Annotated in this window: 24 protein-coding genes and 1 tRNA gene; 14 read left to right on the top strand and 11 right to left on the bottom strand. The window is 70.7% G+C overall.

Going from position 1 to position 24,181, the window contains the following annotated elements; translation table 11 throughout:
* The first annotated feature begins 189 nt into the window (after positions 1-189).
* Genes rpsF through rplI form a run of 3 tightly spaced genes read left to right on the top strand, consistent with a single transcriptional unit; the run spans position 190 to position 1,433 of the window.
* Positions 190-603 carry a 30S ribosomal protein S6 gene (gene rpsF, locus COA07_RS01035; protein ID WP_066711059.1) on the top strand — a complete coding sequence of 138 codons (414 nt, stop codon included), beginning with the start codon at positions 190-192 and terminating at the stop codon, positions 601-603.
* Positions 603-827, top strand: coding sequence for a 30S ribosomal protein S18 (gene rpsR / locus COA07_RS01030; RefSeq protein ID WP_007403456.1), 225 nt, complete (start codon positions 603-605; stop codon positions 825-827). The genes rpsF and rpsR overlap by 1 nt, the downstream gene beginning before the upstream one ends.
* Positions 828-839: 12 nt before the next feature.
* A complete protein-coding gene (rplI, locus tag COA07_RS01025; protein WP_066711057.1) occupies positions 840-1,433 on the top strand; it encodes a 50S ribosomal protein L9 in 594 nt (197 codons plus the stop codon).
* A gap of 133 nt (positions 1,434-1,566) precedes the next feature.
* Here the strand turns inward: rplI and COA07_RS01020 are convergent, their stop codons facing one another.
* Positions 1,567-1,791 (bottom strand): hypothetical protein, encoded by a 225-nt coding sequence (locus COA07_RS01020; protein WP_141396454.1) that lies wholly within the window; start codon positions 1,789-1,791, stop codon positions 1,567-1,569.
* 96 nt (positions 1,792-1,887) lie between these two features.
* Here COA07_RS01020 and COA07_RS01015 point away from each other — a divergent pair, with 96 nt between their 5' ends.
* Complete coding sequence (locus tag COA07_RS01015; protein ID WP_169924215.1) at positions 1,888-2,412, top strand: GAF domain-containing protein; 525 nt, start codon at positions 1,888-1,890, stop codon at positions 2,410-2,412.
* Between the two features lie 149 nt (positions 2,413-2,561).
* On the opposite strand, the gene COA07_RS17665 is transcribed toward COA07_RS01015, so the two are convergent.
* The 3 genes from COA07_RS17665 to mutL form a co-directional block, all read right to left on the bottom strand.
* Complete coding sequence (locus tag COA07_RS17665) at positions 2,562-2,942, bottom strand: hypothetical protein (RefSeq protein WP_141396453.1); 381 nt, start codon at positions 2,940-2,942, stop codon at positions 2,562-2,564.
* Between the two features lie 48 nt (positions 2,943-2,990).
* Entirely contained in the window at positions 2,991-3,182 is a 192-nt protein-coding gene (locus tag COA07_RS01010) for a hypothetical protein (protein WP_066711052.1), read from the bottom strand.
* A 103-nt stretch (positions 3,183-3,285) separates the two neighbouring features.
* Positions 3,286-5,094, bottom strand: a complete 1,809-nt coding sequence (gene mutL, locus COA07_RS01005) for a DNA mismatch repair endonuclease MutL (protein ID WP_096640343.1) — start codon at positions 5,092-5,094, stop codon at positions 3,286-3,288.
* 146 nt (positions 5,095-5,240) lie between these two features.
* Between mutL and COA07_RS01000 the strand changes: the two genes are divergently transcribed.
* The 8 genes from COA07_RS01000 to COA07_RS00965 all read left to right on the top strand — a co-directional run bounded on the left by COA07_RS01000 (position 5,241) and on the right by COA07_RS00965 (position 12,305).
* On the top strand, positions 5,241-6,281 hold the full coding sequence (locus tag COA07_RS01000; RefSeq protein WP_066711664.1) for a rod shape-determining protein: 1,041 nt from the start codon (positions 5,241-5,243) through the stop codon (positions 6,279-6,281).
* Positions 6,282-6,302: 21 nt separating this feature from the next.
* On the top strand, positions 6,303-7,217 hold the full coding sequence (mreC, locus tag COA07_RS00995) for a rod shape-determining protein MreC (protein WP_066711665.1): 915 nt from the start codon (positions 6,303-6,305) through the stop codon (positions 7,215-7,217).
* Positions 7,214-7,756, top strand: a complete 543-nt coding sequence (mreD, locus tag COA07_RS00990; protein ID WP_307718172.1) for a rod shape-determining protein MreD — start codon at positions 7,214-7,216, stop codon at positions 7,754-7,756. Before mreC ends, mreD begins: the two co-directional genes overlap by 4 nt.
* Positions 7,756-9,885 carry a penicillin-binding protein 2 gene (gene mrdA, locus COA07_RS00985; RefSeq protein WP_066711666.1) on the top strand — a complete coding sequence of 710 codons (2,130 nt, stop codon included), beginning with the start codon at positions 7,756-7,758 and terminating at the stop codon, positions 9,883-9,885. Before mreD ends, mrdA begins: the two co-directional genes overlap by 1 nt.
* The gene (gene rodA, locus COA07_RS00980; RefSeq protein ID WP_066711667.1) at positions 9,882-10,988 is read left to right on the top strand and encodes a rod shape-determining protein RodA; all 1,107 of its coding nucleotides are present in this window, start codon (positions 9,882-9,884) and stop codon (positions 10,986-10,988) included. The genes mrdA and rodA overlap by 4 nt, the downstream gene beginning before the upstream one ends.
* Before the next feature lie 104 nt (positions 10,989-11,092).
* Positions 11,093-11,168: transfer RNA gene (locus COA07_RS00975), tRNA-Lys, on the top strand.
* Positions 11,169-11,270: 102 nt separating this feature from the next.
* Complete coding sequence (locus COA07_RS00970) at positions 11,271-11,633, top strand: DUF6481 family protein (protein WP_096640342.1); 363 nt, start codon at positions 11,271-11,273, stop codon at positions 11,631-11,633.
* Positions 11,634-12,305, top strand: coding sequence for a spermidine synthase (locus COA07_RS00965; RefSeq protein WP_066713231.1), 672 nt, complete (start codon positions 11,634-11,636; stop codon positions 12,303-12,305).
* 195 nt (positions 12,306-12,500) lie between these two features.
* On the opposite strand, the gene COA07_RS00960 is transcribed toward COA07_RS00965, so the two are convergent.
* The 3 genes from COA07_RS00960 to COA07_RS00950 are packed head-to-tail and all read right to left on the bottom strand — an operon-like array spanning position 12,501 to position 15,623.
* A complete protein-coding gene (locus COA07_RS00960) occupies positions 12,501-13,496 on the bottom strand; it encodes an MBL fold metallo-hydrolase (RefSeq protein WP_066713240.1) in 996 nt (331 codons plus the stop codon).
* Between the two features lie 10 nt (positions 13,497-13,506).
* On the bottom strand, positions 13,507-14,844 hold the full coding sequence (locus COA07_RS00955) for an ABC1 kinase family protein (protein WP_096640340.1): 1,338 nt from the start codon (positions 14,842-14,844) through the stop codon (positions 13,507-13,509).
* 41 nt (positions 14,845-14,885) lie between these two features.
* The gene (locus tag COA07_RS00950) at positions 14,886-15,623 is read right to left on the bottom strand and encodes a hypothetical protein (protein WP_066713966.1); all 738 of its coding nucleotides are present in this window, start codon (positions 15,621-15,623) and stop codon (positions 14,886-14,888) included.
* 134 nt (positions 15,624-15,757) lie between these two features.
* Here COA07_RS00950 and COA07_RS00945 point away from each other — a divergent pair, with 134 nt between their 5' ends.
* Both COA07_RS00945 and COA07_RS00940 read left to right on the top strand, forming a co-directional pair.
* The gene (locus tag COA07_RS00945) at positions 15,758-17,623 is read left to right on the top strand and encodes a gamma-glutamyltransferase family protein (protein ID WP_096640338.1); all 1,866 of its coding nucleotides are present in this window, start codon (positions 15,758-15,760) and stop codon (positions 17,621-17,623) included.
* Between the two features lie 5 nt (positions 17,624-17,628).
* Positions 17,629-19,395, top strand: coding sequence for a M14 family metallopeptidase (locus COA07_RS00940; RefSeq protein ID WP_066713015.1), 1,767 nt, complete (start codon positions 17,629-17,631; stop codon positions 19,393-19,395).
* Here COA07_RS00940 and COA07_RS00935 read toward each other — a convergent pair whose 3' ends face one another.
* The 4 genes from COA07_RS00935 to rimM all read right to left on the bottom strand — a co-directional run bounded on the left by COA07_RS00935 (position 19,396) and on the right by rimM (position 24,170).
* A complete protein-coding gene (locus COA07_RS00935) occupies positions 19,396-20,724 on the bottom strand; it encodes a sigma-54-dependent transcriptional regulator (protein ID WP_096640336.1) in 1,329 nt (442 codons plus the stop codon). It abuts the gene before it with no gap.
* Entirely contained in the window at positions 20,721-22,454 is a 1,734-nt protein-coding gene (locus COA07_RS00930; protein WP_245841941.1) for a sensor histidine kinase, read from the bottom strand. Before COA07_RS00930 ends, COA07_RS00935 begins: the two co-directional genes overlap by 4 nt.
* Entirely contained in the window at positions 22,445-23,656 is a 1,212-nt protein-coding gene (locus COA07_RS00925; RefSeq protein WP_096640335.1) for an MFS transporter, read from the bottom strand. The genes COA07_RS00930 and COA07_RS00925 overlap by 10 nt, the downstream gene beginning before the upstream one ends.
* A 70-nt stretch (positions 23,657-23,726) precedes the next feature.
* Complete coding sequence (gene rimM, locus COA07_RS00920; protein ID WP_066713504.1) at positions 23,727-24,170, bottom strand: ribosome maturation factor RimM; 444 nt, start codon at positions 24,168-24,170, stop codon at positions 23,727-23,729.
* Positions 24,171-24,181: the final 11 nt, after the last annotated feature.

Here is a 24,181-nt window from a genome sequence, read left to right as displayed (position 1 = left end):
CTAGGCCGCACCGGCGCCGCCGGTCAACCGCGCACGGCTTGCCTTTGCCGCCGCGATGCGCCATAGGGCACGCCGCTTCGGGCGGGATGGCCATGCCGTTCCCGCCCGTTTGCCGTTGAGAACGAAGACGACAGCCGGAGGGGCATGGCACGGGGCCATGTCAGCGATCGGCCAACATAGAGGAAAGACATGGCTCTGTACGAGCACGTGTTCCTTGCGCGCCAGGATCTGGCACAGGCGCAGGTGGACGCGCTGGCGGAAGCCGCCACGAAGATCGTCGCCGACCACGGCGGCACGGTCGTCAAGACCGAGACCTGGGGCCTGCGCAGCCTGGCGTATCGCATCGCGAAGAACCGCAAGGCGCATTACGTGATGCTCGAGATCGACGCACCGGGCGACACCGTCGCCGAGCTGGAGCGTCAGACCAGCATCAACGAAGACGTGATCCGCTACATGACCGTCCGCGTCGACGGCCACGAAGCCGGCCCGTCGGTGATGATGCGCAAGCAGGAGCGCGACCGCGAGCGTCGCGCCGATCGTGGCGAGCGCGGCGGTGACCGCGGCGAGCGTCCGCGTCGCGACCGTGAAGAGGAGAACGCATAATGGCGCGCCCGTTTTTCCGCCGCCGCAAGTCGTGCCCGTTCAGCGCCAAGGATGCGCCCCGGATCGACTATAAGGACGTCCGCCTGCTGCAGGGCTTCGTGTCCGAGCGGGGCAAGATCGTTCCGTCGCGCATCACCTCGGTGAGCGCCAAGAAGCAGCGCGAGCTGGCGCAGGCGATCAAGCGCGCCCGCCACCTGGGCCTGCTGCCCTACGTCGTGAAGTAAGGAGAAGAGCAGATGGACGTCATTCTGCTTGAGCGCGTCGAGAAGCTCGGCGGCATCGGCGACGTGGTGAAGGTGAAGGACGGGTTCGCCCGCAACTTCCTGCTGCCGCGCAAGAAGGCGCTGCGCGCCAACGAAGCCAACCGCAAGGTGTTCGAGGCCAACCGCGCCCGCATCGAAAGCGACAACGCCGCGCGTCGTACCGACGCGGAGAAGGAAGCCGGTTCGTTCAAGGACGCGTCGGTCACGCTGATCCGTCAGTCGTCGAACGTCGGCCAGCTGTACGGCTCGGTCGCGGTCCGCGATCTGGTCGACGCGCTGCAGGCCGAAGGTCACAAGGTAACCAAGAGCCAGATCGTGCTCGACCGGCCGATCAAGGCGATCGGCGTGTACGACGTGCGCGTGCAGCTGCACCCGGAAGTCGCCGTCACCGTCAAGGTGAACGTCGCGCGCTCGCCCGAAGAGGCCGAGATGCAGGCGGCCGGCGTCGACGTCATGGCGCAGGTCTTCGAGGAAGGCCGCGACCAGGGCGGCTTCACCGAGGATTACGATCCCAATGCCGAGCCGGGCGCCACCGCCGAGGTTCAGGAGGAGGAAGCGCAGGGCTGATCCCCCGCGCTTTCCCTTCCCCGCCTGCCGCGGGACCGGGATACAAAAAGGCCCGCCTGGATCGCTCCAGGCGGGCCTTTCCGTTGGGCGCCGCTAGCGGGGGGGGGATGCGACGCCCGGGGGGCCGGTGGGGTCAGGGCACCGCCACGCACGCGCCGAGCACGGCGACGAGCGGGACGATGGCCAGGACCAAGGGGAAAATCTGCTTCATGTCTGCCCTTCGACAACCGGTGACCGGTTTCGAGGTGCTCAATGCCGGTGGCGCGCAAAGGTTGCGGTCGGCGTACGGAAAATCGCCGGCGCGCCGGCGCGCGGCGGACGCGCCCTGCGGCTGCGACGCAGGAACGGCGCCGCGCATGAACGCGCTGTAATCGCTGCCGTTTTGGAACAAATGTCACTGGCCCTGCCCCAACCGCCATGGCAGAACCTGTCCGCACACACGCGGGGAACGCGGATGGGAGTGACTATATATGAGCCGCCCTCCCGTTCACCGGAGGAGCCGCGGCGCGAACGCGCGGTCGAACGATCGGGCGCATTGCTGATTCGCAACGACCGGCCGCTGCAATTGTTGGTCGCGGAGGCGCGCGCGGCGCTGCATACCTCCATGGCGGCGGTATCGATCGTCTATCGCGACTGGCAGTATCTGATCGCGGCGGAAGGCATGCCGACCGGCCCGTACAGCCGCCGCGCCTCGCTGTGCGGTCATGCGATCCTGGCGGCGGACACGCCCGAGGAGGTGTTCTGCATCCCCGATGCCTGGCGCGATCCACGCTTCGCCGACAATCCGATGCTGGCCGGCACGCAGCTGCTGCGCTTCTACGCCGGCGCACCACTGCTGGATGACGAGGGACTGACGCTGGGCATGTTGTGCGTCATCGACTCCACCCCCCGCGACCCGCTGCGCCCCGCCGAACGCCGCCACCTGTCGGAACTGGCGCAACGCGCGGTGAAGCGGCTGGAACAGCTGCGGCCGGTTTGAGCGGGCTGTCGCCCGTCGCCGGGGCCGCGCCCTTGAAGGGTGGTCATTCGCCGGCGAAGGGGCTTTTCATCTGGCGCTGGTGGCTACTCCCGAAAGTATGTGCTCTTCGAGGTGAGAATGGCCGGGAATGGAGGTTGGCGGACGAAAACTCAGCTGATGTTCCTGCCACAGGCTTGCAAGCTGAGACGCTTTTTTGACACGTTGAAGCTGCCAAAAACGATCTGGTAGTCTCGATCGTCCACATCGAATTGACGTATCGGAGGTGCTTCCAAAACGTAACGCCCGTGCTTGAACTCCTCAAATCCCGCTTGGCGAAAATCAATTTCGACGGAGTTATGATTTATGTCTCCGTTTCCATCGCGCGAATACCAGTAGCTGCGTTCCCACTTAGTAAGAGGCGCAATACATTTGACGGAGCGTAATTTACTCTCAATCTGATTGATAACGAATAAAGTTGGCTTGTCAGATGTTGTCTGAAGCGGATCGCATCCTGACAGAGCTGCAAGCAACAAAATCCATGCCTTTCGCATCCGCCACTCATACCAGCAGGGTGACTGTTCGCTACTGGGCATTGGCAATCACGAACCAGCGGCAGGCAGATAAACCTTCACCGCGTGTGTTTGGATCGGCGTCATCAGGAACATCAAGGCGCTTGGGAGGCCAACGATTCCCCAGCCATACCTTCGCCTACGCAGGTCGATCACAGCCCTGACTATGCAGTAAATGGCGGCAACCAGTGCAGCGATTTTCCACAGGAAGAAGGTCCACATGGGGCGATCCTATCCCAACCGGCCTTGATTGAATATTTCACATTTTGGGCATGAGGTACCACCAGCCGCCCCGCAAGCGCGCGACGCTCTCGCCGCCGCCGCCTCACTTCCGCCCGAACAGCCGCTCCACGTCCCCCATCTGCAACTTCACCCAGGTCGGGCGGCCGTGGTTGCACTGGCCCGAATGCGGCGTCGCCTCCATCTCGCGAAGCAGCGCGTTCATCTCGGCCACCGACAGGACGCGGCCGGCGCGGACCGAGCCGTGGCAGGCCATCGTCCCGGCCACCGCGTCCAGCCGCTCGCGCAGCGACAGCGCCTGGTCGTAGGCGGCCAGTTCGTCGGCCAGATCGGTGACCAGCCCCTTGGGGTCGCCCTGCCCCAGCAGCGCGGGCGTGGCGCGGACCAGCATCGCGCGCGCGCCGAACCGTTCCAGTTCCAGCCCGAAATCGGCAAGCTCGGCGATCCGCGCCTCCAGCCGGTCGCACGCCGGCTCGTCCAGTTCGACCACCTCGGGCAGCAGCAGCGCCTGCGCCGCGACGCGCCCGCCCGCCAGCGCCGCGCGCATCCGTTCCAGCACCAGCCGTTCGTGCGCGGCATGCTGGTCGACCAGCACCAGCCCGTCCGCCGCCTCCGCGACGATATAGGTCTTCGCTACCTGCCCGCGTGCGACGCCCAGCGGGAAGTCGGCGCCCTCGGGCGGGGCGTGCCACGCCGGCTCGGCCCGCGCGGCGGGCGGCGGGGCGAAGAAGGTCGGGCGACGGTCGTTGAGATATGAACCGCCCCCCGATGGGTAAGGGGCAGCCACGAACGGATCGCCCGGTGAGACACCGGCCCCTCCCCCAACCCCTTCCCCGGCAGGGAGGGAGACTGTCTGCTCCGGCCGCCACAATGCCATCACGTCGGCGGGCGCATCATGCGCCACGCGGTGGCCGGCGGTGTCCAGTGCGCGACGCAGGCCGGATACGATCATCCCGCGCACCAGCGCCGGGTCGCGGAAGCGCACCTCGGTCTTGGCGGGGTGGACGTTCACGTCGACCTCGCTGGGCGGCACGTCCAGGAACAGCGCGACCACCGCGTGGCGATCGCGCGGCATCATCTCGGCATAGGCGCCGCGAATCGCGCCGATCAGCAGCCGGTCCTTCACCGGGCGGCCGTTGACGAACAGATATTGATGGTCCGCCACCCCGCGATGGAAGGTCGGCAGCCCGGCGACCCCGCCCAGCACATGGCCCTCGCGCTCCAGGTCGATCGCCACCGAATTGTCGGCCAGCGCGCGATCGGTCAGCGCCGCCACCCGCTCCGGCCGCCCGTCCGCCGCCGCCGCCACCGACAGGACGCGGCGCCCGTCATGCTCGACCGAGAAGGCGATATCGGGCCGCGCCATCGCCAGCCGCCGCACGACGTCGAGGCAGGCGGCATATTCGGCGCGCGGCGAGCGCAGGAACTTGCGCCGCGCCGGCACCCGCGCGAACAGCTCCTCCACCAAAACGCGCGTCCCCGGCGGCAGCGCGGCGGGGCCGTCGCGCTCGACGACGCCATTGTCGACGGTGCGCGCCCAGCCGTCGCGTCCGGCCGGGCGGCTCTCGATCGTCAGCCGCGCGACCGAGGCGATCGACGGCAGCGCCTCGCCCCGGAACCCCAGCGTGACGACGCGGTCGATATCCTCGTCGGGCAGCTTGGAGGTGGCGTGGCGTTCCAGCGCCAGCGCGATCTCGTCCGGCGTCATCCCGCACCCGTCGTCGGCGACCTCGATCCGCTCGACGCCCCCGGCGGACAGCGCAACCGCGATCCGCCCCGCGCCCGAGTCGATCGCATTCTCGACCAGCTCCTTCAACGCGCTGGCCGGTCTTTCCACCACTTCACCGGCGGCGATACGATTGACCAGATGCGAAGGGAGACGGCGTATTGACACGAGGCAGTCCCTAGCCCAAGCCGCCGCATCCCGCGACCCCGCAGACGCCTTCGTTCGACATGATACCCGATGGTGTCACGTGGTCGGGATACAGGCGAACCTTGCCGGCGCTGCGCCGGCGACCCGAACAACGGACAGCAACGTCAATGATATTCTCGCGCTTGTTCAAGATGACATCGCACGACATGGCGATCGACCTCGGCACGGCGAACACCGTCGTCTACGTGCGCGGGCGCGGCATCGTCCTGAACGAACCGTCGGTGGTGGCGGTGGAGACGATCAACGGGCAGAAGCGCGTCAAGGCGATCGGCGACGATGCCAAGCTGATGATGGGCAAGACGCCGGGCACGATCGAGGCGATCCGCCCGATGCGCGACGGCGTGATCGCGGACATCGACGTCGCCGAACAGATGATCAAGCACTTCATCGAGAAGGTGCACGGCCGCCGCCGCTTCATGCGCTGGCCCGAAATCGTCATCTGCGTGCCGTCGGGCGCGACCAAGGTGGAGCGCCGCGCGATCCGCGACGCGGCGCAGAACGCCGGCGCCAGCGCGGTCTACCTGATCGAGGAGCCGATGGCCGCCGCGATCGGCGCGGACATGCCGGTGACGGAACCGATCGGCAGCATGGTGGTCGACATCGGCGGCGGCACCACCGAGGTCGCGGTCCTGTCGCTGCGCGGCCTGGCCTATACCACCTCGGTCCGCGTCGGCGGCGACAAGATGGACGAGGCGATCGTCAGCTACGTGCGCCGCAACCACAACCTGCTGATCGGCGAGGCGACCGCGGAACGGATCAAGCAGGAACTGGGCTGCGCCAAGCCGCCGGTCGACGGCATCGGCAAGACCATCCACATCAAGGGCCGCGACCTCGTCAACGGCGTGCCCAAGGAAATCCAGATCAACCAGGCGCAGATCGCCGAGGCGGTGAGCGAGCCGGTGGCGACGATCGTCGACGGCGTGCGAATCGCGCTGGAAAACACCGCGCCGGAACTGGCCGCCGACATCGTCGACCAGGGCATCGTGCTGACCGGCGGCGGCGCGCTGCTGCAGGGGCTGGACGAGGTGCTGCGCGACGAAACCGGGCTGCCGGTGACGATCGCCGACGATCCGCTGACCTGCGTCGCGATCGGCACCGGCCGCGCGCTGGAGGATCCGATGTTCCGCGCGGTGCTGCAGAACGGCTAACCCTGGCGGGAGAGGACGGCAATGGCGCCGTCGAAGGACCGGCGGCCGGGGTTTTCGCGGCGCGCGCAATACAGTCTGTTCCTCGCCTATATCCTCGGCATCGCGGGCGCGGTGATGGGGGCGGTGCTGCTCGCGCTGTCGACGTTCCAGCCGGCGGCCTTCGCGATGCTGCGCGCCGGGGTGGCGGAACTGACCGCGCCGGTATCGGGCGCGGTCGCCACCGGCGTGCGCTGGCTGTCGGTCGTCCCCGACACGATCGGCAGCTATTTCTTCGTCCATGACGAAAACGCCCGCCTGCGCGCACAGGTGGAGCGCAGCAGCCGCGCACTGGTGATCGGGCGCGAGGCGCAGCTGGAAAACGCCCGCCTGCGCCGCCTGCTGGCGCTGCGCGACCGCACCGGCGAGGTGGTGGTGGCCGCGCGGATCGTCAGCACCACCGCGTCCAGCACGCGCCGCTACGGCCTGCTCAACGCCGGCAGCTGGCAGGGAGTGGCCGATGGCCAGCCGGTCAGCGGGCCGGAGGGGCTGATCGGCCGCGTCCTCTATACCGGCCCCAACACCGCTCGCGTGCTGCTGCTGACCGATGCCGAAAGCGTCGTGCCGGTCTATCGGCTGCGCGACGGGCGGCCGGCGCTGGCGGCGGGGCGCGGCGACGGGCTGATCGACGTGCGTACCATCGACACCGCCGACGGCGACTTCCGCCCCGGCGACGTCTTCGTCACTTCCGGCACCGGCGGCATCTTCGTCCCCGGCGTGCCCGTGGCGCGGGTGCTGCACAAGGGCACCGACAGCGCGCCGGCGCGCCCGTTCGCGCGGCCCAGCGCGCTCGACATGGCGATCGTCCACCGCGCGTTCATGCCGCCCCCGCCCCCCGCGCCGGCGCCCGCCCCCAGCCCCACGCCGACGAAGAAGCCGGCGGCGGACGCCGACCAGTGACGCTTCCGTCGCAGCGCTTCTCCGCGTCCCGCCTGTCCTCGGCGCGCCGTCCGTTCGACGAGCCGCTGACGCCGGGCAGCGCGCGGCTGCTGCCGTGGACGACGGTGATGGCCGGTTCGCTGGTCACCATCCTGCCGTGGGGCGCGACGCTGGCGCTGCTGCCGCCGTTCGGGCTGCTGATGATGCTGGCGTGGCGGCTGCTCGCCCCGCTGTCGCTGCGCGTCTGGGCGCCCGCGCTGCTGGGACTGTTCGACGACCTGGTGTCCGGCCAGCCGCTGGGCAGCGCGATGCTGCTATGGACGCTGTCGTTCTTCCTGGTGGAGGCGATGGACGCGCGGTCCGGCGTGCGCGACTTCGCGCAGAACTGGGCGATCGCGGCGGTGTCGATCGCCTTTTGCCTGGCGGGCGGGCGATTGGTGGCGACGCGGCTGGGCGCGCACGTCGACAGCGTGCTATTGCTCCAGATCGTGATCTCGATCCTGCTGTTCCCCCTCGCCGCGCGCCTCGTCGCGTGGATCGACCTCAAGCGGGCGCCGTAATGGCGCGCGCTCCCCGGATCATGACGCAGGCGGCGCAGGCGTACAGCTTCTCGCGCCGCGCATGGCTGCTCGGCGCGGCGCAGGCCGGGGTCGGCGGGCTGCTGATCGGGCGGATGGGCTGGCTGGCGATCGCCGAGAACGAACATTACAACCTGCTGTCCGAAAGCAACCGCGTCAGCATGACGATGATCCCGCCGCGCCGCGGCTGGATCGTCGACCGCCACGGCCAGCCGATCGCCAACAACCGCGCCGATTTCCGCGTCGACGTCATCCCCGACCGGCTGGAGGACAAGGACCGCACGCTCGCGCTGCTGCGCCAGATCCTCGCGCTGACCGACGAGGACATGGCGCGGATCGAGGCGGACTTGAAGAAGGCAGTCGGTTTCCGCCCGGTCGAGATCAAGGAGAATATCGACTGGGACCGGTTCGCCGCGGTGCAGGTGCGCCAGCCCGAGTTGCCCGGCGTCGCGCCGACCCGCGGCTTCGCGCGCCAATATCCCGCGGGCGCGGCGGTCGCGCACCTGACCGGCTATGTCGGCGCGGCCTCCGCCGAACAGTATAAGGCGACGCGCGACCCGCTCTACAACACCCCCGGGTTCAAGCTGGGCAAGGACGGGCTTGAGAAGACCATGGAGCCGCTGCTGCGCGGCAAGGCCGGCGCCAAGCGGGTGGAGGTCACCGCGCGCGGCAAGCTGGTGCAGGAACTGGCGACCCGCCCCGACGTGCCGGGCCGCACGCTGCGGCTGACGATCGACGCGGGGCTTCAGGAATATGCCGCGCGCCGGCTGGGCACCAATTCGGGCTCCGCGGTGGTGTTCGACTGCCAGACCGGCGAGATGCTGGCGATGGTGTCGATGCCCGCCTACGACCCCAACAGCTTTTCCAGCGGCATCAGCCAGAGCGAATGGAAGATGCTGAGCGAGGACGATCACGTCCCGCTGATGAACAAGGTGACGCAGGGGCTGTACCCGCCCGGCTCCACGGTGAAGCCGATGAACGGCCTTGCCCTGCTGGCCGCCGGGGTCAGCCCCGACGAGCGCGTATTCTGTTCGGGCGCGATGCGCGTGGGCACTGGCGTGTTCCACTGCCACAAGCGTGGCGGGCACGGGCCACTCGATCTCAAGAACGCGATCATGCAGAGCTGCGACATCTATTTCTACGAAATGGTACGCCGCGTCGGCTATGATCGGATCGCGCCGGTCGCACGCGCCCTGGGGCTGGGGCAGAAGTTCGACCTGCCGCTGGTCACCCAACGCTACGGCACCGTGCCCGACAGCGCGTGGAAACAGCGCAAGTACAAGACCGACTGGAAGGTCGCCGATTCGCTCAACGCCTCGATCGGCCAGGGCTATGTGCTCGCCAATCCGTTGCAGTTGGCGGTGATGTCCAGCCGGATCGCGTCGGGGCGCAACCTGGTGCCGACGATCATCCGCGATCCATTCAAGCCCCATGCCGAGGCGATGGCGATCGACCCCGAGCATTTCCGCATCATCCGCGAGGCGATGAACGGCGTGGTCAACGGCGGCGGCACGGGCGGGGCGGCGCGGATGCTGGTCCCCGGCATCGGGCTGGCGGCCAAGACCGGCACCGCGCAGGTCCGCCGCATCACCATGGCCGAACGCCGCTCGGGCGTGCTCAAGAACGGGCAATTGCCGTTCAAGCTGCGCGACCATGCGCTGTTCGTCTGCTTCGCCCCCTATGACAATCCGCGCTATGCCGCGGCGGTGGTGCTGGAACATAACGGCCACACCGTCCGCAACCTCGACACGCCGATGATCGGGCGCGACATCATGACCTATCTGTTCGACCGCGAGCGCGCGATGAAGAGCCTGGCGGAGGTCGAGCCGACGTGGGGGGGCGACATCCGCACGCGCATGGCGGCGCAGGACGCCGCCTATCGCGCCGCGCATGCCACCCCGGCGACCGTGACCGAGGAGGTGGACGAAACGCCCGCCACCGACGCGCGCGCCGTCGCGGCGGCGACCGACGCGACCAACGCCAGTGCGGAGGCGATCGCCAACGACGTCGCCGCCGGCGCCGGCCCCGCACGCACCGGCTCTCCCGAACCGGAAACCGACGCCGAACGCCGCGCCGCCCCCGCCGACCGCGACGTGGGGCCGCCGCGATGAGCGGCTTCGTCCCCGCCCCCGTCGCGCGCCTGCCGTGGTCGGTGCTGCTGCTGGTCACCGCGATCGGCGGGTTCGGGCTGGTCGTCCTCTATTCCGCGGCGGGCGGCAGCGTGCGCCCCTGGGTGCTGCCGCAGGGAACGCGCTTTGCGGTGTTCCTGGTCGGCTCGATTGCCATTTCGCGCGTGCCGATGGAATTCTGGCGACGCTACGCCTTCTGGATCTACGGCCTGTTCCTGGTGCTGCTGGTGCTGGTCGAACTGCTCGGCGCGGTGCGCGGCGGCAGCCAGCGATGGTTGGGCTTCGGCCCGATCCGCATCCAGCCGTCGGAGATGATGAAGCTGGCGATCGTGCTGGCGACGGCACGCTTCTACGACATGCTGCCCGCCGCCGAGACGCGGCGGTTCCAGGCGGTGTGGCCGGCATGCGTACTGATCGGCCTGCCCGCGGCGTTCGTGATGATGCAGCCGGACCTCGGCACCGGGCTGATGATCTGTTTCGGCGGGGCGACGGTGATGTTCCTGGCGGGCATCCCGCTGCGCCTGTTCGTCGGCGGCGCGGTGGGCGCCGCGCTCGCCATCCCGCTGGCGGTCAATTACGTCCTCCACGATTACCAGCGCCATCGCGTGCTGATCTTCCTGGACCCGGAAAGCGACCCCCTGGGCACCGGCTATCACATCAGCCAGTCGAAGATCGCGATCGGATCGGGCGGGCTGTTCGGCAAGGGCTTCATGAACGGCACGCAAAGCCACCTCGATTACCTGCCGGAGGGGCACACCGACTTCGTCTTCGCCACCATGGCGGAGGAATGGGGGCTGCTGGGCGGCGCGTTCCTGATCGTCGCCTTCCTGCTGGTGATCCGCTGGGGGATCAACGTGGGCGTCCGCGCGGAGGATCGCTTCGCCAAGCTGGCGGCGGCCGGGCTGGCGACGACGATCTTCTTCTACATGGCGATCAACCTGATGATGGTGATGGGGCTGGCGCCGGTGGTGGGCATCCCGCTGCCGCTGGTCAGCTTCGGCGGATCGGCGCAGATGACAGTGCTGATCTCGCTCGGCATCATGATGGGGATCGACCGTTCCACCCGCCGTCCGCAGCGGTGGTGACGAAAAATGTCGAAAAAGGGCTTTGCAACCACCGGAGAGGTTGCTAGAGGCGCGCTTCCCGAACGCGGGCGGCCCTTCACGGTCCGCTTCCACCGCGCTTCACCGGACGCATAGCTCAGTTGGTAGAGCAGCTGACTCTTAATCAGCGGGTCCTTGGTTCGAGCCCAAGTGCGTCCACCAGTTTTTTCAACGGCCCCGCAGCGATGCGGGGCCGTTGTGCATTGGGACATGGTACACCGGGGGGGCGCCCCCCCGCACCATGGCCCCCAGACGGAAGACGATATGGCCGGATACAAGACCCCCGATTTCAGCCAGCGCGCCGCCGCGTCGCGCGACGCCAAGGCCAGCGCGCTCGAAAAGCTGCGTAACAAGGCCGCGCCCGATCCCGAGGCGGTCGCCGCCCGCGCCGCCGCCCGCGCCGCGCGCGAGGCCGCCGAGGCCGAGCGACGCGAAGCGCATAAGGCCGCGATCGCCGCCGAAAAGGCCGCGCGCGAGGAAGCCCGCGTGAAGGCACGCGAGGAGGCCGAGGCCGCCGCTGCGGCCGCCGCCGCCGCCAAGCGCCCGCCGGCCGTCCCCACCGCCGCCGAGCTGAAGGCGGCCCGCGACGCGCGCTACGCCGCGCGCAAGGCGCGTCAGGGCAAGTAAGTGACCCCGCGCGAGCTGCTGGGCGTGGCCGACGTGCCCGGCGGCGACCCGCTGCGCCTGTTCCGGCGCGGTCGGGACTTCATGATCGTGCTCGACCGCAACGAGTTGATGAGCACGCGCATGAACGGGTCGGAAATCGCGCTGGGCACGATGGCGTGCGACCGGCTGGCGGGGCGCAATGCCCCGCACCTGCTGATCGGCGGCTATGGCATGGGCTTCACGCTGCGCGCGGTGCTGGAGCGACTGGACGCCGCCGGCCGCGTGACCGTGGCGGAGCTGGTGCCCGGCATCATCGAATGGGCGCGCGGGCCGATGGCGGAGCTGACCGCGGGCTGCCTCGACGATCCGCGCGTCACGCTGCGGATGGGTGACGTCGGCGATGCGATTCGCGCGGCGCCGCGCGCATATGACGCGATCCTGCTGGACGTCGACAACGGCCCCGACGGGCTGACCCGCCCCGCCAACGACGGCCTCTATTCCGCGCGCGGGCTGTACGAGGCGCGCGCCGCGCTGCGCCCCGGCGGCGTGCTCGCGATCTGGTCCGCCGCCCCCGACCCCGCCTTCGCCCGGCGTCTGGCGCGTGGCGGCTTCGCGGTGGACGAAGTCCGCACCCGCGCCCGCGATAACGGCAAGGGCGCCCACCACGTCATCTGGTTCGCCACGCCGCGGTAGCTCGATTCGTTCACGCGAAGGCGCGAAGACGCGGAGAATATTTGTTCACGCGGAGGCGCGGAGATGAATCGACGACGCGAAGCGTCATCCTTCCAATCCGCTGCTGCCGATGGAATCGCTTCGCGCATCACGGACGAGACACCTCTGCGCCTCCGCGCGAACCCCCTTCTTCGCGTCTTCGCGTCTTCGCGTGAATCAACCCAAACCCGCCATCACGTCATACACCCCACCCGCCTCCGCCGCGACGAAGCGGACCGGGTTGATCCCCGCCGCCGCCAGCGCCGTCGCCAGCGCGTAGCGCGGTGCCTCGCGCGCCTCGTCGGTCAGCTGGAACGTTCCCCAGTGGATGCCCAGCGCGCGGCCGACGCCCGCATCGGTGAAGATCCGCACCGCCTCCGCCGGGTCGACATGCTGCGCCGCCATGAACCAGCGCGGTTCGTAGGCGCCGATCAGGATCAGCGCGGCATCCGGCGCCCCCAGCCGCGCGCGCACCTCGCCGAAGATCGCACCGTCGCCGAACCCGGTATCCCCGACGAACCACAGGCTTCCGGCGGGGGTATGCAGGTAATGGCCACCCCACAGCATCATCCGCGTGTCCGACGGCCAGCGGTTCGACCAGTGATAGGCCGGGGTGATCGTCGTCGCGACGCCGCCGCCCAGGTCGATCCGGTCCCACCAGTCGCCCGCGACGCATCGCGCCCCCGGCACCGCCGCGCGCACGATCGCGTCATTGCCCAGCGGCATCGCCATCAGCGGCGCGTCGCGATCATGCAGCCGGCGCAGCGTCGCGACGTCGCAATGATCGTAATGGCCATGGCTCAGCACCACGACATGGATCGGCGGCAGATCGCCGAAGGCGATTCCGGGCGCGGTCACGCGACGCGGGCCGATGCGGCGGAACGGGCTGGCCCGATCCGACCAGACGGGGTCGGTCAGGATATTGACCCCCGCCACCTGCACCAGCAGCGCGGCATGGCCCACCATCGTCACGCGGATGCCGTCATCGACCCGTGCCGCGGGCCGCGCGGTCACCACCGGCACCGACCGCGGCCACCGCGCCGCGCCGCCCGCCAGCTTCCACCGCAACACCGCGCCCAGGCCGCGGTCGGTCCGCTCCTGTCCCGGGTTGAAGAAGCGCGTGCCGTCGAAATGGTCGCTGACCGGGCCGGTGTAATAGGGATCGCGCGCCATGGCCGTGCGCCTACGCCCCGATCGCCGCCGCCGCCGCCAGCCCGCGCACCTCGACCCGCGCCTTCAACCGCGCGGCGAGCAGCGCGGTGCCGCTGACCTTGCGCTGGACGAACAATGTCTCGACATGCGGCACATGCCAGGTCGCGCGGTCGGCGATCATCGCCTTCGCCTCTTCGCGCACCACCGGCACGAACGCGCGATCGCCGAAATCGAACGGCCCCGGCCGGTTGAGCGCCACGTCGATCGCGGCGATGATCCGGTCCAGCGCGGCGCGATGCGCCCCCGCCGCCGCCGCGCCGACGAAGCCCGTCTCCACCGCCACGTCGCGGATGCGATCGGTGTCGCGCGCCAGCCCCGCCTCGATCAGCCGGCGATAGGCGGCGGCGGTGTCCGCCGGGACGTCGCGCACCGCACCGAAATCCAGCAGCACCAGCGCACCGGTCTCCGGCTGCCAGCGGTAATTGGCGAAATTGGGGTCGGTCTGCATCACCCCGAATTCGAACAGCTCGCGCAGCACCAGCGTCACCAACGCGGTCATCACCGCGTCGCGCGTGTCCTGCGGGGCGTCGGCCAGCGTCTCCACCGCCCGCCCCTCGACAAAGGTCATCGCCAGCACGCGCGCGGTGGTCAGTTCCTCGACCAGCTCGGGCACGACATAGCGCGGGTCGCCCGCCAGCCGCTCGCGATAGGCGCGCAGCTGCGCGCCCTCGCGCACGTAATCCGCCTCGTCGCGCAGCTGCGTCTTCGCCTCGGCCAGCAGCGGCGTGAGGTCGATCGACGGGGGCAGCACGCCGGAAACGCGCAGCAGCGTGGCGACATTGTCGACATCGGCGTCGATACTGTCGGCGACGCCGGGATATTGCACCTTGATCGCCAGCACGCGCCCGTCTGGCAATGTCGCACGGTGGACCTGCCCGATCGAGGCGGCGGCGATCGGCGATGCCTCGAAATGGCGGAAGCGCCGTCGCCAGTCGGCGCCCCATTCCTGCCGCAGCACCCGGTCCAGCTGCGCCGGCGGCATCCGGTACGCCTGGTTACGCAGCCGCGCCAGGATCGTCGACAGTTCGGGCGGCAGCATGTCGCCCGCGTCCATCGAGATCATCTGCCCCAGCTTCATCGCCGCGCCGCGCAGGTGTGACAGCCGGTCGGCGACGCGCGTGGCGTTGGCGGGGGTCAGCAGCAGGTCGCCCATCGACGGCCGCTCGCCCGCCGCCAGCCGCCGCGCGCCCTCCGCCAGCATCCCGCCGGCGACGCCCCCGGCCAGCCGCCCGAACCCGCCCAGCCGCGCCAGCCGCCCGCTGGGCACGGCACGGTGGCGGTGGGGCGGCGTATCGCTATCGTCGTTCATGCCGGCACAGCGCCGCAGCGCGCCCCCGGTTCCGGCGCGGCCTATTGCGCGGCCGGCGGCGTCTCGCGCAGCTTCGCCGAATCGATGTGCCAGCGCAATTGCGCCGCGCTCGCGCCGTCGACGTCATTGACCCGGCGCAGCACATAGGTGCCGATGAACCGCTGTCGCCGCCCATCGGCCAGCGTCGCGTCGACCGTGACGGGCACCGGCTGGTACATCGATCCCGCCGCCGCATCGCCCTGTCCCGGGGTGCCGATGGTCACGCGGACGGCGCGCGTGTCGGCGAAGCCGCGCGTGAACCCCTCCAGCGTCTGCCCCGGCCGTCCGTTCTCACCCCATTGCGCCCAGGCGGTGGCGTAATCGCGCGCGCCGATCGCGTCGTAATAGCGCCGCACCACGTCCGCCGCCGCCTTCGCGCTCTTCGGATCGACCGTGCATCCCGCCATCGGCGCGCCGTCGCCGGCGAACAGCGCGCAGCTGCGCGCGATCTCGTCGTCGATTAGCGCACAGCTGTTGGCCGCATTGCACGGCGGATGCGTCGCGGGGGAAACGTTGCGGCACGTCGCCACCTTCGCCGCTGCCGCCGCCGCGCCGATCTGCGCGCGGCAGGTCAGGATCGCGGTGGGTGCGGGCGCCGGACGCGCGATCGGCGTCGCCGCGGCCGCCGTCGGTGCAGGCGTGCTGTTATTGGCGACCGCGACCGCCGGCTCGGCACGCTGCCCGCACGCGCCCAGCGCAAGGATCGGCAGCAGGGTGATGGCGGCGCGACGGGCGATCATAGGAAACTCTCCGGGATAGGCGACACAGGCGGCAACGCACGGGATAGCCGTGATTATCCCGTGGCGACAGCGGCGCTTGTCAACCGCGACGCGGGGCGCGAGGATCGCCGGCCACGCCATCGGAGCTTCCTGTCATGCGTCGTCGTACCTTCATCGCCGCCCTACCCGGCGCGGCCCTCATTCCCGGTGCGGCGAACGCACAGGCCGCCGCGCCGCGCGCGCCCGACGGCCCCGGCCAGGGCGGCGCCCCCGCCGCGGACCCGTCGCTGCCGCCGCGCTGGGTCGCCGGGGAAGACCGTTTCCTGCGCCCCGACGTATCGGCGGGCGACCGGCCGGTCGGCGCGAGCTTCGCCTCGCGCACCGCCGCCTATGGGATGAACGGCGCGGCGGGCACCGCGCACCCGCTGGCGACGCAGGCGGGGATCGACATCCTGCGCCGCGGCGGATCGGCGGTAGATGCCGCGATCGCGATCAACGCCTGCCTGGGCTTCCTGGAGCCGACGTCGAACGGCATCGGCGGCGATGCCTATGCGATGATCTGGGACCCGAAGACGCGCAAGGTCGTCGGCCTCGCCGGATCGGGCGCCTCGCCGCGCGGGCTGAGCCTGGAGACGGTGCGGGCGCGTGCGCGGGGCGGCGCGCTGCCGCCGCTGGGCGCGATCAGCGTATCGGTGCCCGGCACGGTCGATGCGTGGTGGACGATGCACCAGCGTTACGGCCGCCTGCCCTGGGCCAGCCTGCTCGAACCCGCGATCGCGCTGGCGGAGAACGGCGCGCCGGTGCCCGACATGATCGCCTATTACATCCGCCGCAGCATGGCGGCGTTCGCGCGGCCGGGCACCGGGATAGAGGAAACCGCCAACGCGCTGCGCACCTGGGGCATGGCGGACGGCAAGGGGCCGCGCACCGGCCAGGTGTTCCGCAATCCGGACCTCGCCCGCACGCTGCGCGCGATCGCGACGGGCGGGCGCGACGCCTTCTATACCGGAGAGATCGCCGCGACGATCGACCGCTATTTCCGCCGCATCGGCGGGTGGCTGCGGCGCGAGGATCTGGTCGCGCACCGTTCCGAATGGGTCGAACCGCACCGGACCGGCTATCGCGGCGCCGACATCCACGCGCTGGGCGCCAATACGCAGGGCATCGCCACGTTGCAGATGCTCAACATCCTCGAAACCTTCGACATGGGCGATGCCGGTTTCCAGTCGCCGCGCTCGATCCACCTCCAGGCGGAGGCCAAGCGGCTCGCCTATGAGGATCGCGCGCGCTTCTACGCCGACCCGCATTTCGCGAAGGTGCCGGTCGAATGGCTGATCTCGAAGGAGTACGCCCGCCAGCGGGCGAAGCTGATCCGCACCGACCGCATCCTCACCCCCGTCTATCCCGGCCAGGCGCCCAGCCGCGGCGACACCACCTATTTCAGCTGCGCGGACAAGGACGGGATGATGGTGTCGATGATCCAGTCCAATTTCCGCGGCATGGGATCGGGGCTGGTCGCCGATGGCCTGGGCTTCATGTTCCAGGATCGCGGGCAGCTGTTCAGCCTGCGCGACGGGCATCCCAATATCTATGCACCCGGCAAGCGCCCGTTCCAGACGATCATCCCCGGCTTCGCCACGCGTGACGGGGCGCCGTGGATGAGCTTCGGCGTGATGGGCGGCGACATGCAGCCGCAGGGGCAGACCCAGATCGTCGTCAACCGCGTCGATTACGGGCTGGAAATCCAGTCGGCCGGCGATGCGCCGCGCTGGCACCACGAAGGATCGTCGCAGTCGATGGGGGAGGATGCCGCGGGCCTTGGCCCCACCGGGCTGCTGCGGCTGGAAAGCGGCGTGCCGCGCGCCACGCAGGTGGCGCTGGCCGACCTGGGCTGGACGATCGGCAAGCCGGACGGCGGGTTCGGCCGTTACGAATGCGTCGAACATCGCATGGACGGGGACACCCGCGTCTACGCCGCCGCCAGCGAGATGCGCGCCGACGGCTGCGCGCTGGCCTATTGATGGCGATGCTCCCGCTCTGGCTGCTCGCCCCCGCCGCCGCCGCCGCGTCCCCGATCGCCGCGCCGCTGCCGCCGCTGCTGCCATGGCACGGCGCCAGCGAACAGCTGATCGTGCGCGACGACGATCCATGGGTCACCCCGGCGGAACGCGCGCATTTCGACGATACGCCCAGCTACGACGCGACGCGCGCGTGGCTCGACCGGCTGGTCGCCGCCTCGCCGCTGCTGTCGATCGAACGCTTCGGCACCAGCGCGCAGGGCCGCCCGCTCTATTACGTCCGCGCCGGCAAGGGCGGCGCGCGCAAGCCGGTGCTGCTGGTCCAGGCGGGCATCCACGCGGGCGAGATCGACGGCAAGGATGCCGGGCTGATGCTGCTGCGCGACATCGCGCTGCGCGGCAAGGACCGGCTGCTCGACCATGCCGATCTGGTGTTCGTGCCGATCTTCAACGCCGACGGCCACGAACGCGCCAGCCCGTGGAACCGTCCGAACCAGCGCGGCCCGCGCTCGATGGGGTGGCGCACGACGGCGCAGAACCTGAACCTCAACCGTGATTACGGAAAGGCGGATACGCCCGAGATGCGCGCGATGCTGGCGCTGATCCGCCTCGTCGATCCCGCGCTATACCTCGACCTGCACGTCACCGACGGCGTCGATCACCAATATGACATCACCTACGCCTTCGCCGGCTGGCGCGGCTATTACGCCCGCTCGCGCGCGATCGGGCGCTGGCTGGACACGCGATTGCGCCCGGCGATGGACGCCGCGCTGACGCGTGCCGGGCACAACCCCTTCTACTACGTCAGCCTGAAGGACGATGCCGATCCCGACGCCGGGATCATGCAGGATCCCGACCAGCTGCGTTTCTCCACCGGCTATGGCGATACCGCGCATGTCCCCACCGTGCTGCTGGAGACGCATTCGCTCAAGCCGTACCGCCAGCGCGTGCTGGGCACCTATGTCTTCGTCGAGGAGGCATTGCGGCTGGTCGGCGAACAGGGCGCGGCGCTGGCCGGCGCGATCGCCGCCGACCGCGCCGATCGCCCACGCGACCTGGTGGTGACGTGGAAGCCCGATCCCAAGCCGCTCTACACCGTCACCTATCGCGGCATCGCGCACGACACCTATCGCTCGGTCGCCGCCGGCGCGCCGGTGGTGCGTTGGCTGGGCCGCCCGGTAACGCAGGCGATGCCGGTCTACGGCTCGGCCCCCGACGTCTCGGTCACGCTGCCGCGCGCCTGGTGGGTGCCCGTCACCGCCACTGCGACGATCGAGCGGCTGAAGGCGCACGGCATCGCGATGGAAACGATCGCGATGCCGCGCACGCTGTCGCTCGACATGGTGCGACTGTCCGCGCCGGCGCTGCAACCCGCCAACGAAGGGCATGTGCCGCTGCGCGCCCGCTTCGCGCATGAAGCGCGCAGCGAAACGATGATGCCCGGGTCGGTGCGCGTGCCCGCCGACCAGCCGCTGGGCCTGCTGGCGGCGACGCTGCTGGAGGCGGAAAGCCCCGATTCGCTGCTGCAATGGGGCTTCTTCCCGGACATCCTCCAGCGCACCGAATATATGGAAGGCTATGCGATCGCGCCGCTGGCCGACGCGATGCTGGCGCGCGATCCGGCGCTGAAGGCCGCGTTCGACCGCGCGCTGGCGGACGATCCCGCGCTCGCCGCCGATCCGGCGAAGCGGCTGGCGTGGTTCTATCGCCGCACGCCATACTATGACGACCGCTACCTGCTGTATCCCGTCGGGCGGGAGCTGGCCGGCCGGTAATCAGTCACCGGCCGCGCGGCGGCGCAACGTCGCCAGGTCGATGCCCAGCCGCTGGACCTTGTAATAGAAGGTCTTGCGCGGGATGCCGAGCCGCGCGATCGCGGCGCCGACCTCTCCGTTCGATCGCGCCAGCGCCTCGACGATCGCGGCGCGTTCGAACGCATCGATCCGCTCGGGCAGCGGCGCCTCATCGTCGCCTGCGCCCGCCGCCGGGTCGCCCGCTCCCTGCCCCAGCGGGTCCAGCCCCAGCACCAGCCGCTCGGCGAAATGCGCCAGTTCGCGGACATTGCCGGGCCAGTCGTGGCGCAACAGATGCGCGCGCGCCGCGTCCGTCAGCCGCGGCACCGGCGCGCGCAGCCGCGCCGACGCCTGCGCCACCAGATGCCCGAACAGCATCGGCACATCCTCGCGCCGTTCGCGCAGCGGCGGCATCCGCAGCCGCACCGCCGCCAGCCGGTACAGCAGCGCCGGGTCGATCGCGTCGGATGCGCGCTGCGGCTCCTCGCGCGCGGTGGCGATGACGCGCACGTCCACCGGCACGCGGTCGCCGCCGCGCGCGGGCAGCGCGCGCGTCTCGATCAGCTGCGCCAGCCGGTCCTGCAACCGCGGCGAGGCGCGGTCGATATCGTCCAGGAACAACGTGCCCCCGTCCGCCGCCACGATGCTGCCGTCGCCGACGGTCGCGAACACCTCGCCCTCCACCAGCGCCTCGGGCAGCGCGGCGCAGGCCAGCATGTGGAACCGCCGCCGCGCCCGCCGCCCGCCGCCATGGATCAGCCGGGCGAGCAATTCCTTGCCGGTGCCCGTCTCTCCCTCGATCAGCAGGTCGATGTCCGCCCCCGCCAGCGTCGCGATCATCGCGCGCAGCCGGCGGATCGCGGGCGATGCGCCGATCAGCGCATCGCTCTCCTCCGCCTCCGCCGCGGCGCGCAGGCGGCGGTTCTCCAGCGCCAGCGCGCGGGTCTGTCCGGCGCGGGTCACACTGGCGATCAGGTCGGCGGGGTCGAACGGCTTGGTCAGGAAATCCCACGCCCCCGCCTTCAGCGCATCGACCGCCATCGCCACGTCGCCATGCCCGGTCATCAGGATCACCGGCAGCGCCGCGTCGCGCGTCGCCAGCGTGCGGAACAGCTCGATCCCCGATACCAGCGGCAGGCGTACGTCGGTGACGACCACGCCCGGATAGTCCGCGTCGATCGCGGCCAGCGCGGGCGGCACCGCATCGAACGCATCGACGTCCAGCCCCGCCAGCTGTAGCGATTGCGCCAGCGACGCACGCAGGTCATCGTCGTCCTCGACCAGCGCGACACGGGACGCGGCCCTGTTCATGCCGCCCGCCTCAGCGTGACGACGAATGTCGCACCGGCCCCTGCCTCACCGGCGGCGACATGCAGCGAACCGCCCAGGTCGGCCATGATATCCTGCGATATCACCAGCCCCAGCCCCAGCCCCGCCGGGCGGCTGGTGGCAAACGGGGTGAACAGCCGGTCGGCGATCTCCGGCGCGATGCCCGGGCCGTTGTCGCGCACCGTCACCGTCACCGTGTCGTCGGCGGCCACCACCGCCATGTCGATCCGTGGCGCGGGGCGCCCCTCCAGCGCCTCGATCGCATTCTGCAACAGGTTGACCAGCACCTGTTCCAGCCGGATGCGCCCCGCCATCACCGCCAGCGCCGGATCGATCGGGGTGACGCGCACGTCGATCGCGCGCAGCCGCTCCTTCAACATCAGCCGCGCGCCCGCGATCACATCGGCCAGCGGGACGGCACGCACCGCGCCGCTGCCCTTGCGCGCAAAGCCGCGCAGCTGGGCGGTGACGGCGCCGATCCGGTCGGTCAGCCCGGCGATCGCGCGCAGGTTCGCGCGCACATCGTCCAACGCCCCGCGATCCAGCAGCAATTCGCCATTGGCGGCATAGGTGCGGATCGCCGCGACCGGCTGCGCGGTTTCGTGCGCGACGCTGGCGGTGATCTGGCCCAGCGCGGCCAGCCGGTTGGCCTGGCGCAGCCCCTCGCGCAGGTCGGCGGCGCGCGCCTCCGCGGCGATGCGGTCGTCGATCTCGCGGCGCAGCGCGGCGGTGCGTTCCTGCACCGCCGCCTCCAGCACCGCGGTCCGCTCCGCGCGGCGGCGCGCGCGGGTGCGCCACGCCCAGACCAGCGCGATGAGCGCCAGGCACGACACCCCCGCCACCGCCTGCGCCGCGCGGACCACGGGGCGGATCGTCGGCCCGGCGGGGATCGCCAGATGCACCTGCCATCCGAACGCGCCCGCCGGCGCCTCGGCCAGCACCACCGGACCACTCATCCCCGCGATCCGCGGCTCGCCGTCGCGTGTCGCGCTGATCGGCGACTGGCGCAGCGTCGCGACGCCGCTGTCGGCGCGCACCACCTGCGCGCGCGCCGGGCTGAGCGGGCGCGTCACGGCGAAGCGCCAGCCCGGGCGCGTCGTCACCCGGATCACGCCATCGGGGTCGGTGACGAACGTGTCGCCGCCCGCCGCCCGCCACGCGCGCTCCAGCCGGTCGAACTCCAGCTTGACCACCACCACCCCGCCGACACCGGTGCGCCGCGCCAGGTACAGGCCCGGCCGCTGGCTGACCGTGCCCAGCGCGAATTGCGATCCGGTGCCGGTGCGCGTCGCATCGCCGAAATAGCGGCGGAAGCGATAGTCGCGCCCGACGAAGCTGTACGGCGTGCCCGCATTGTTGGCCGCGATCGCCAGCCCCGATGGCGCGATCAGATAGATGGCGGCCGCGCCGGTTTCCCGCGCCATCGCCGCGAACTTGGCGTTCAGCCGCACCCGCGCGCCGGGCGTGTCGGCCAGCGCGGCGCGCACGTCGACATCGTCGCCCAACGCCATCGGCAGCAGCTGGAACCGCTCGATCTCGCTGGTCAGCAGCGCCTGGCGCAGCCGCGCGTCGGCAGCCACCCCCTGCTGCACGTCGCGGCGCGCGCGGCGTTCGGCGACATGCCCCGCGATCATCGCGACCAGCGCCGCCAGCAGCAGCGCCGCAGCCGCGCGAACCGCCAGCGACATCGCGCGGCGCGGCGCTATCGCCATGCGCGCACCCCCAGCATCAACGTGCCGCCCGCCGCGGTCAGGATCGCCAGCCCGATCATCACCGCCGCGAAATCGTCCGGCGTCGCGAACAGCCACGCCAGCGGCGGGCCGAGCAGCGACGGCAGCGTGTTGGTCAGGTTCAGCAGCCCCAGGTCGCGGCCCCTGCGCCGCGGATCGGGCAGCAATTGCATCGCGAACGTCGCCTGCAACGCCACGAACACCGACGACCCGGCGGCATAGACGGCATAGGCGAGCGCGCCCTGCGTCCACCCTTCCGCCACCGCCATCCCCAGCAGCCCCGCCGCCGCCACGCCCGCCGCCAGCAGCAGGATCGGCGTGCGCCGCCGCGTCAGGTCGGACAGCCGGCCAAGCACCAGCGCGGCGGGCAGTGGCGCCAGGAACGTCCACGCCAGCAGATGCCCGATCCGCACCGGCAGCCCGCGATGCTCCGCCACGGGCATAATGCTTTCGAAATAATAGAGCAGATACGCCTGCGTCACCACCGCCGCGACCTGCACCAGCAACCGCGACAGCCCCGCGACGATCAGGTCGCGGCGCGGCGGCGTCGCGGCCCCCTCGCTCGCGGCGGGGGCGGCCACCACCGCCGCGCGCGCACGGGTCAGCAGCAGCGGCGCGACGCACAGCGCGACCGCGACCGGGATCACCGCCAAGCGCGCGTCGGGGGACAAGGTCGCCATCCCCACCAGCAGCGCCGATGCGCCCGACGCCAGCGGCGCGCCCAGCGCGATCAGCCCGCCGGCCAGCCCCTTCTGCGCATCCGGCACCTCCTCCGCGATCACCGCCGACAGCGGCGCCAGCAGCGCGTTGACCGCGATCTGGAACAGCACGATCGCACCGATCAGCGTCGCGGGCGTGGTGGCGCGCGCCAGCACCGCATAACTGGCCGCGATCGCGACCAGCCCCGCGGCCATCCAGCCGCGCCGGCCCCACTGCCCGTCGCGCGCGTGCGACCGGTCGCTCAGCGCGCCGAAGACGATGTTGGCGATGCTGGCGGCGATCGCGCCGACCACCGCGGTCGCCGCGAACAGCCCGATCCGCTCGGCCGGGTTCATCGCCTCGATACGGATCGGCAGCAGCAGCGTCAGCAGCGGCAGATACGCCAGCACCCCGCCGGCATTGGCGAGCGCCATGATCGCCAGCCAGGACGGGCGACGCGACGGAAGCGGGGCGGAAACGGACATGCCCGGCTACCCTGCCCGCGAACGGCAGGCCCGGCAATCGCGGTATGACGGCGCGCGCTGGCGCATCGCGTCAGTCGACGAACGCGGCGTCGACGACCAACCGCTCGCGGTCCCATTCGGGCACCGCATGGATGGGAACCATGAAGGTCTTGCCGGTCGGCCGCTCGATGTCGATCACGTCGCCGGCCCCGAAATTCTCGACCGCGATCACGCGGCCCAGCGGCTCGCCCTCGGTCGATACCACTGCCAGCCCCAGCAGGTCGGCGTGATAATATTCGCCGTCGTCCAGCGGCGGCAGCGCGTCGCGCGGCACCGTCAGTTCGGTGCCGCGCAGCCCCTCCGCCGCGGTACGATCGGCGATCTCGGCAAAGCGCGCGATCGTACCGTCGCGCAGCTTCGCCAGCGTCAGCGCACCGCCGTTGAACGTGCGGTGCCGCGACAGATCGTCCGCGAACACCTTCAGCCGGACGTCGCCCGCGATCCCGTGCGCGCCGGTGACGACGGCGAGCACGATCGTGTCGCCGG

The organism is Sphingomonas adhaesiva (assembly GCF_002374855.1).
Lineage (GTDB): Bacteria > Pseudomonadota > Alphaproteobacteria > Sphingomonadales > Sphingomonadaceae > Sphingomonas > Sphingomonas adhaesiva.
This window is presented reverse-complemented; position numbering and strand designations above follow the sequence as displayed.

Coding starts and splice junctions, on each gene's coding strand:
- COA07_RS00970 (WP_096640342.1), top strand. CDS start 11,271: ATGGCCGGATACAAGACCCCCGATTTCAGCCAGCGCGCCGCCGCGTCG.
- COA07_RS00945 (WP_096640338.1), top strand. CDS start 15,758: ATGCGTCGTCGTACCTTCATCGCCGCCCTACCCGGCGCGGCCCTCATT.
- rpsR (WP_007403456.1), top strand. CDS start 603: ATGGCGCGCCCGTTTTTCCGCCGCCGCAAGTCGTGCCCGTTCAGCGCC.
- COA07_RS00950 (WP_066713966.1), bottom strand. CDS start 15,623: ATGATCGCCCGTCGCGCCGCCATCACCCTGCTGCCGATCCTTGCGCTG.
- COA07_RS00935 (WP_096640336.1), bottom strand. CDS start 20,724: ATGAACAGGGCCGCGTCCCGTGTCGCGCTGGTCGAGGACGACGATGAC.
- COA07_RS00955 (WP_096640340.1), bottom strand. CDS start 14,844: ATGAACGACGATAGCGATACGCCGCCCCACCGCCACCGTGCCGTGCCC.
- COA07_RS17665 (WP_141396453.1), bottom strand. CDS start 2,942: ATGCGAAAGGCATGGATTTTGTTGCTTGCAGCTCTGTCAGGATGCGAT.
- COA07_RS00930 (WP_245841941.1), bottom strand. CDS start 22,454: ATGGCGATAGCGCCGCGCCGCGCGATGTCGCTGGCGGTTCGCGCGGCT.
- COA07_RS01000 (WP_066711664.1), top strand. CDS start 5,241: ATGATATTCTCGCGCTTGTTCAAGATGACATCGCACGACATGGCGATC.
- COA07_RS01010 (WP_066711052.1), bottom strand. CDS start 3,182: ATGTGGACCTTCTTCCTGTGGAAAATCGCTGCACTGGTTGCCGCCATT.
- COA07_RS01015 (WP_169924215.1), top strand. CDS start 1,888: ATGGGAGTGACTATATATGAGCCGCCCTCCCGTTCACCGGAGGAGCCG.
- rodA (WP_066711667.1), top strand. CDS start 9,882: ATGAGCGGCTTCGTCCCCGCCCCCGTCGCGCGCCTGCCGTGGTCGGTG.
- mrdA (WP_066711666.1), top strand. CDS start 7,756: ATGGCGCGCGCTCCCCGGATCATGACGCAGGCGGCGCAGGCGTACAGC.
- rpsF (WP_066711059.1), top strand. CDS start 190: ATGGCTCTGTACGAGCACGTGTTCCTTGCGCGCCAGGATCTGGCACAG.
- COA07_RS01020 (WP_141396454.1), bottom strand. CDS start 1,791: ATGCGCGGCGCCGTTCCTGCGTCGCAGCCGCAGGGCGCGTCCGCCGCG.
- rplI (WP_066711057.1), top strand. CDS start 840: ATGGACGTCATTCTGCTTGAGCGCGTCGAGAAGCTCGGCGGCATCGGC.
- mreC (WP_066711665.1), top strand. CDS start 6,303: ATGGCGCCGTCGAAGGACCGGCGGCCGGGGTTTTCGCGGCGCGCGCAA.
- COA07_RS00925 (WP_096640335.1), bottom strand. CDS start 23,656: ATGTCCGTTTCCGCCCCGCTTCCGTCGCGTCGCCCGTCCTGGCTGGCG.
- COA07_RS00940 (WP_066713015.1), top strand. CDS start 17,629: ATGCTCCCGCTCTGGCTGCTCGCCCCCGCCGCCGCCGCCGCGTCCCCG.
- COA07_RS00960 (WP_066713240.1), bottom strand. CDS start 13,496: ATGGCGCGCGATCCCTATTACACCGGCCCGGTCAGCGACCATTTCGAC.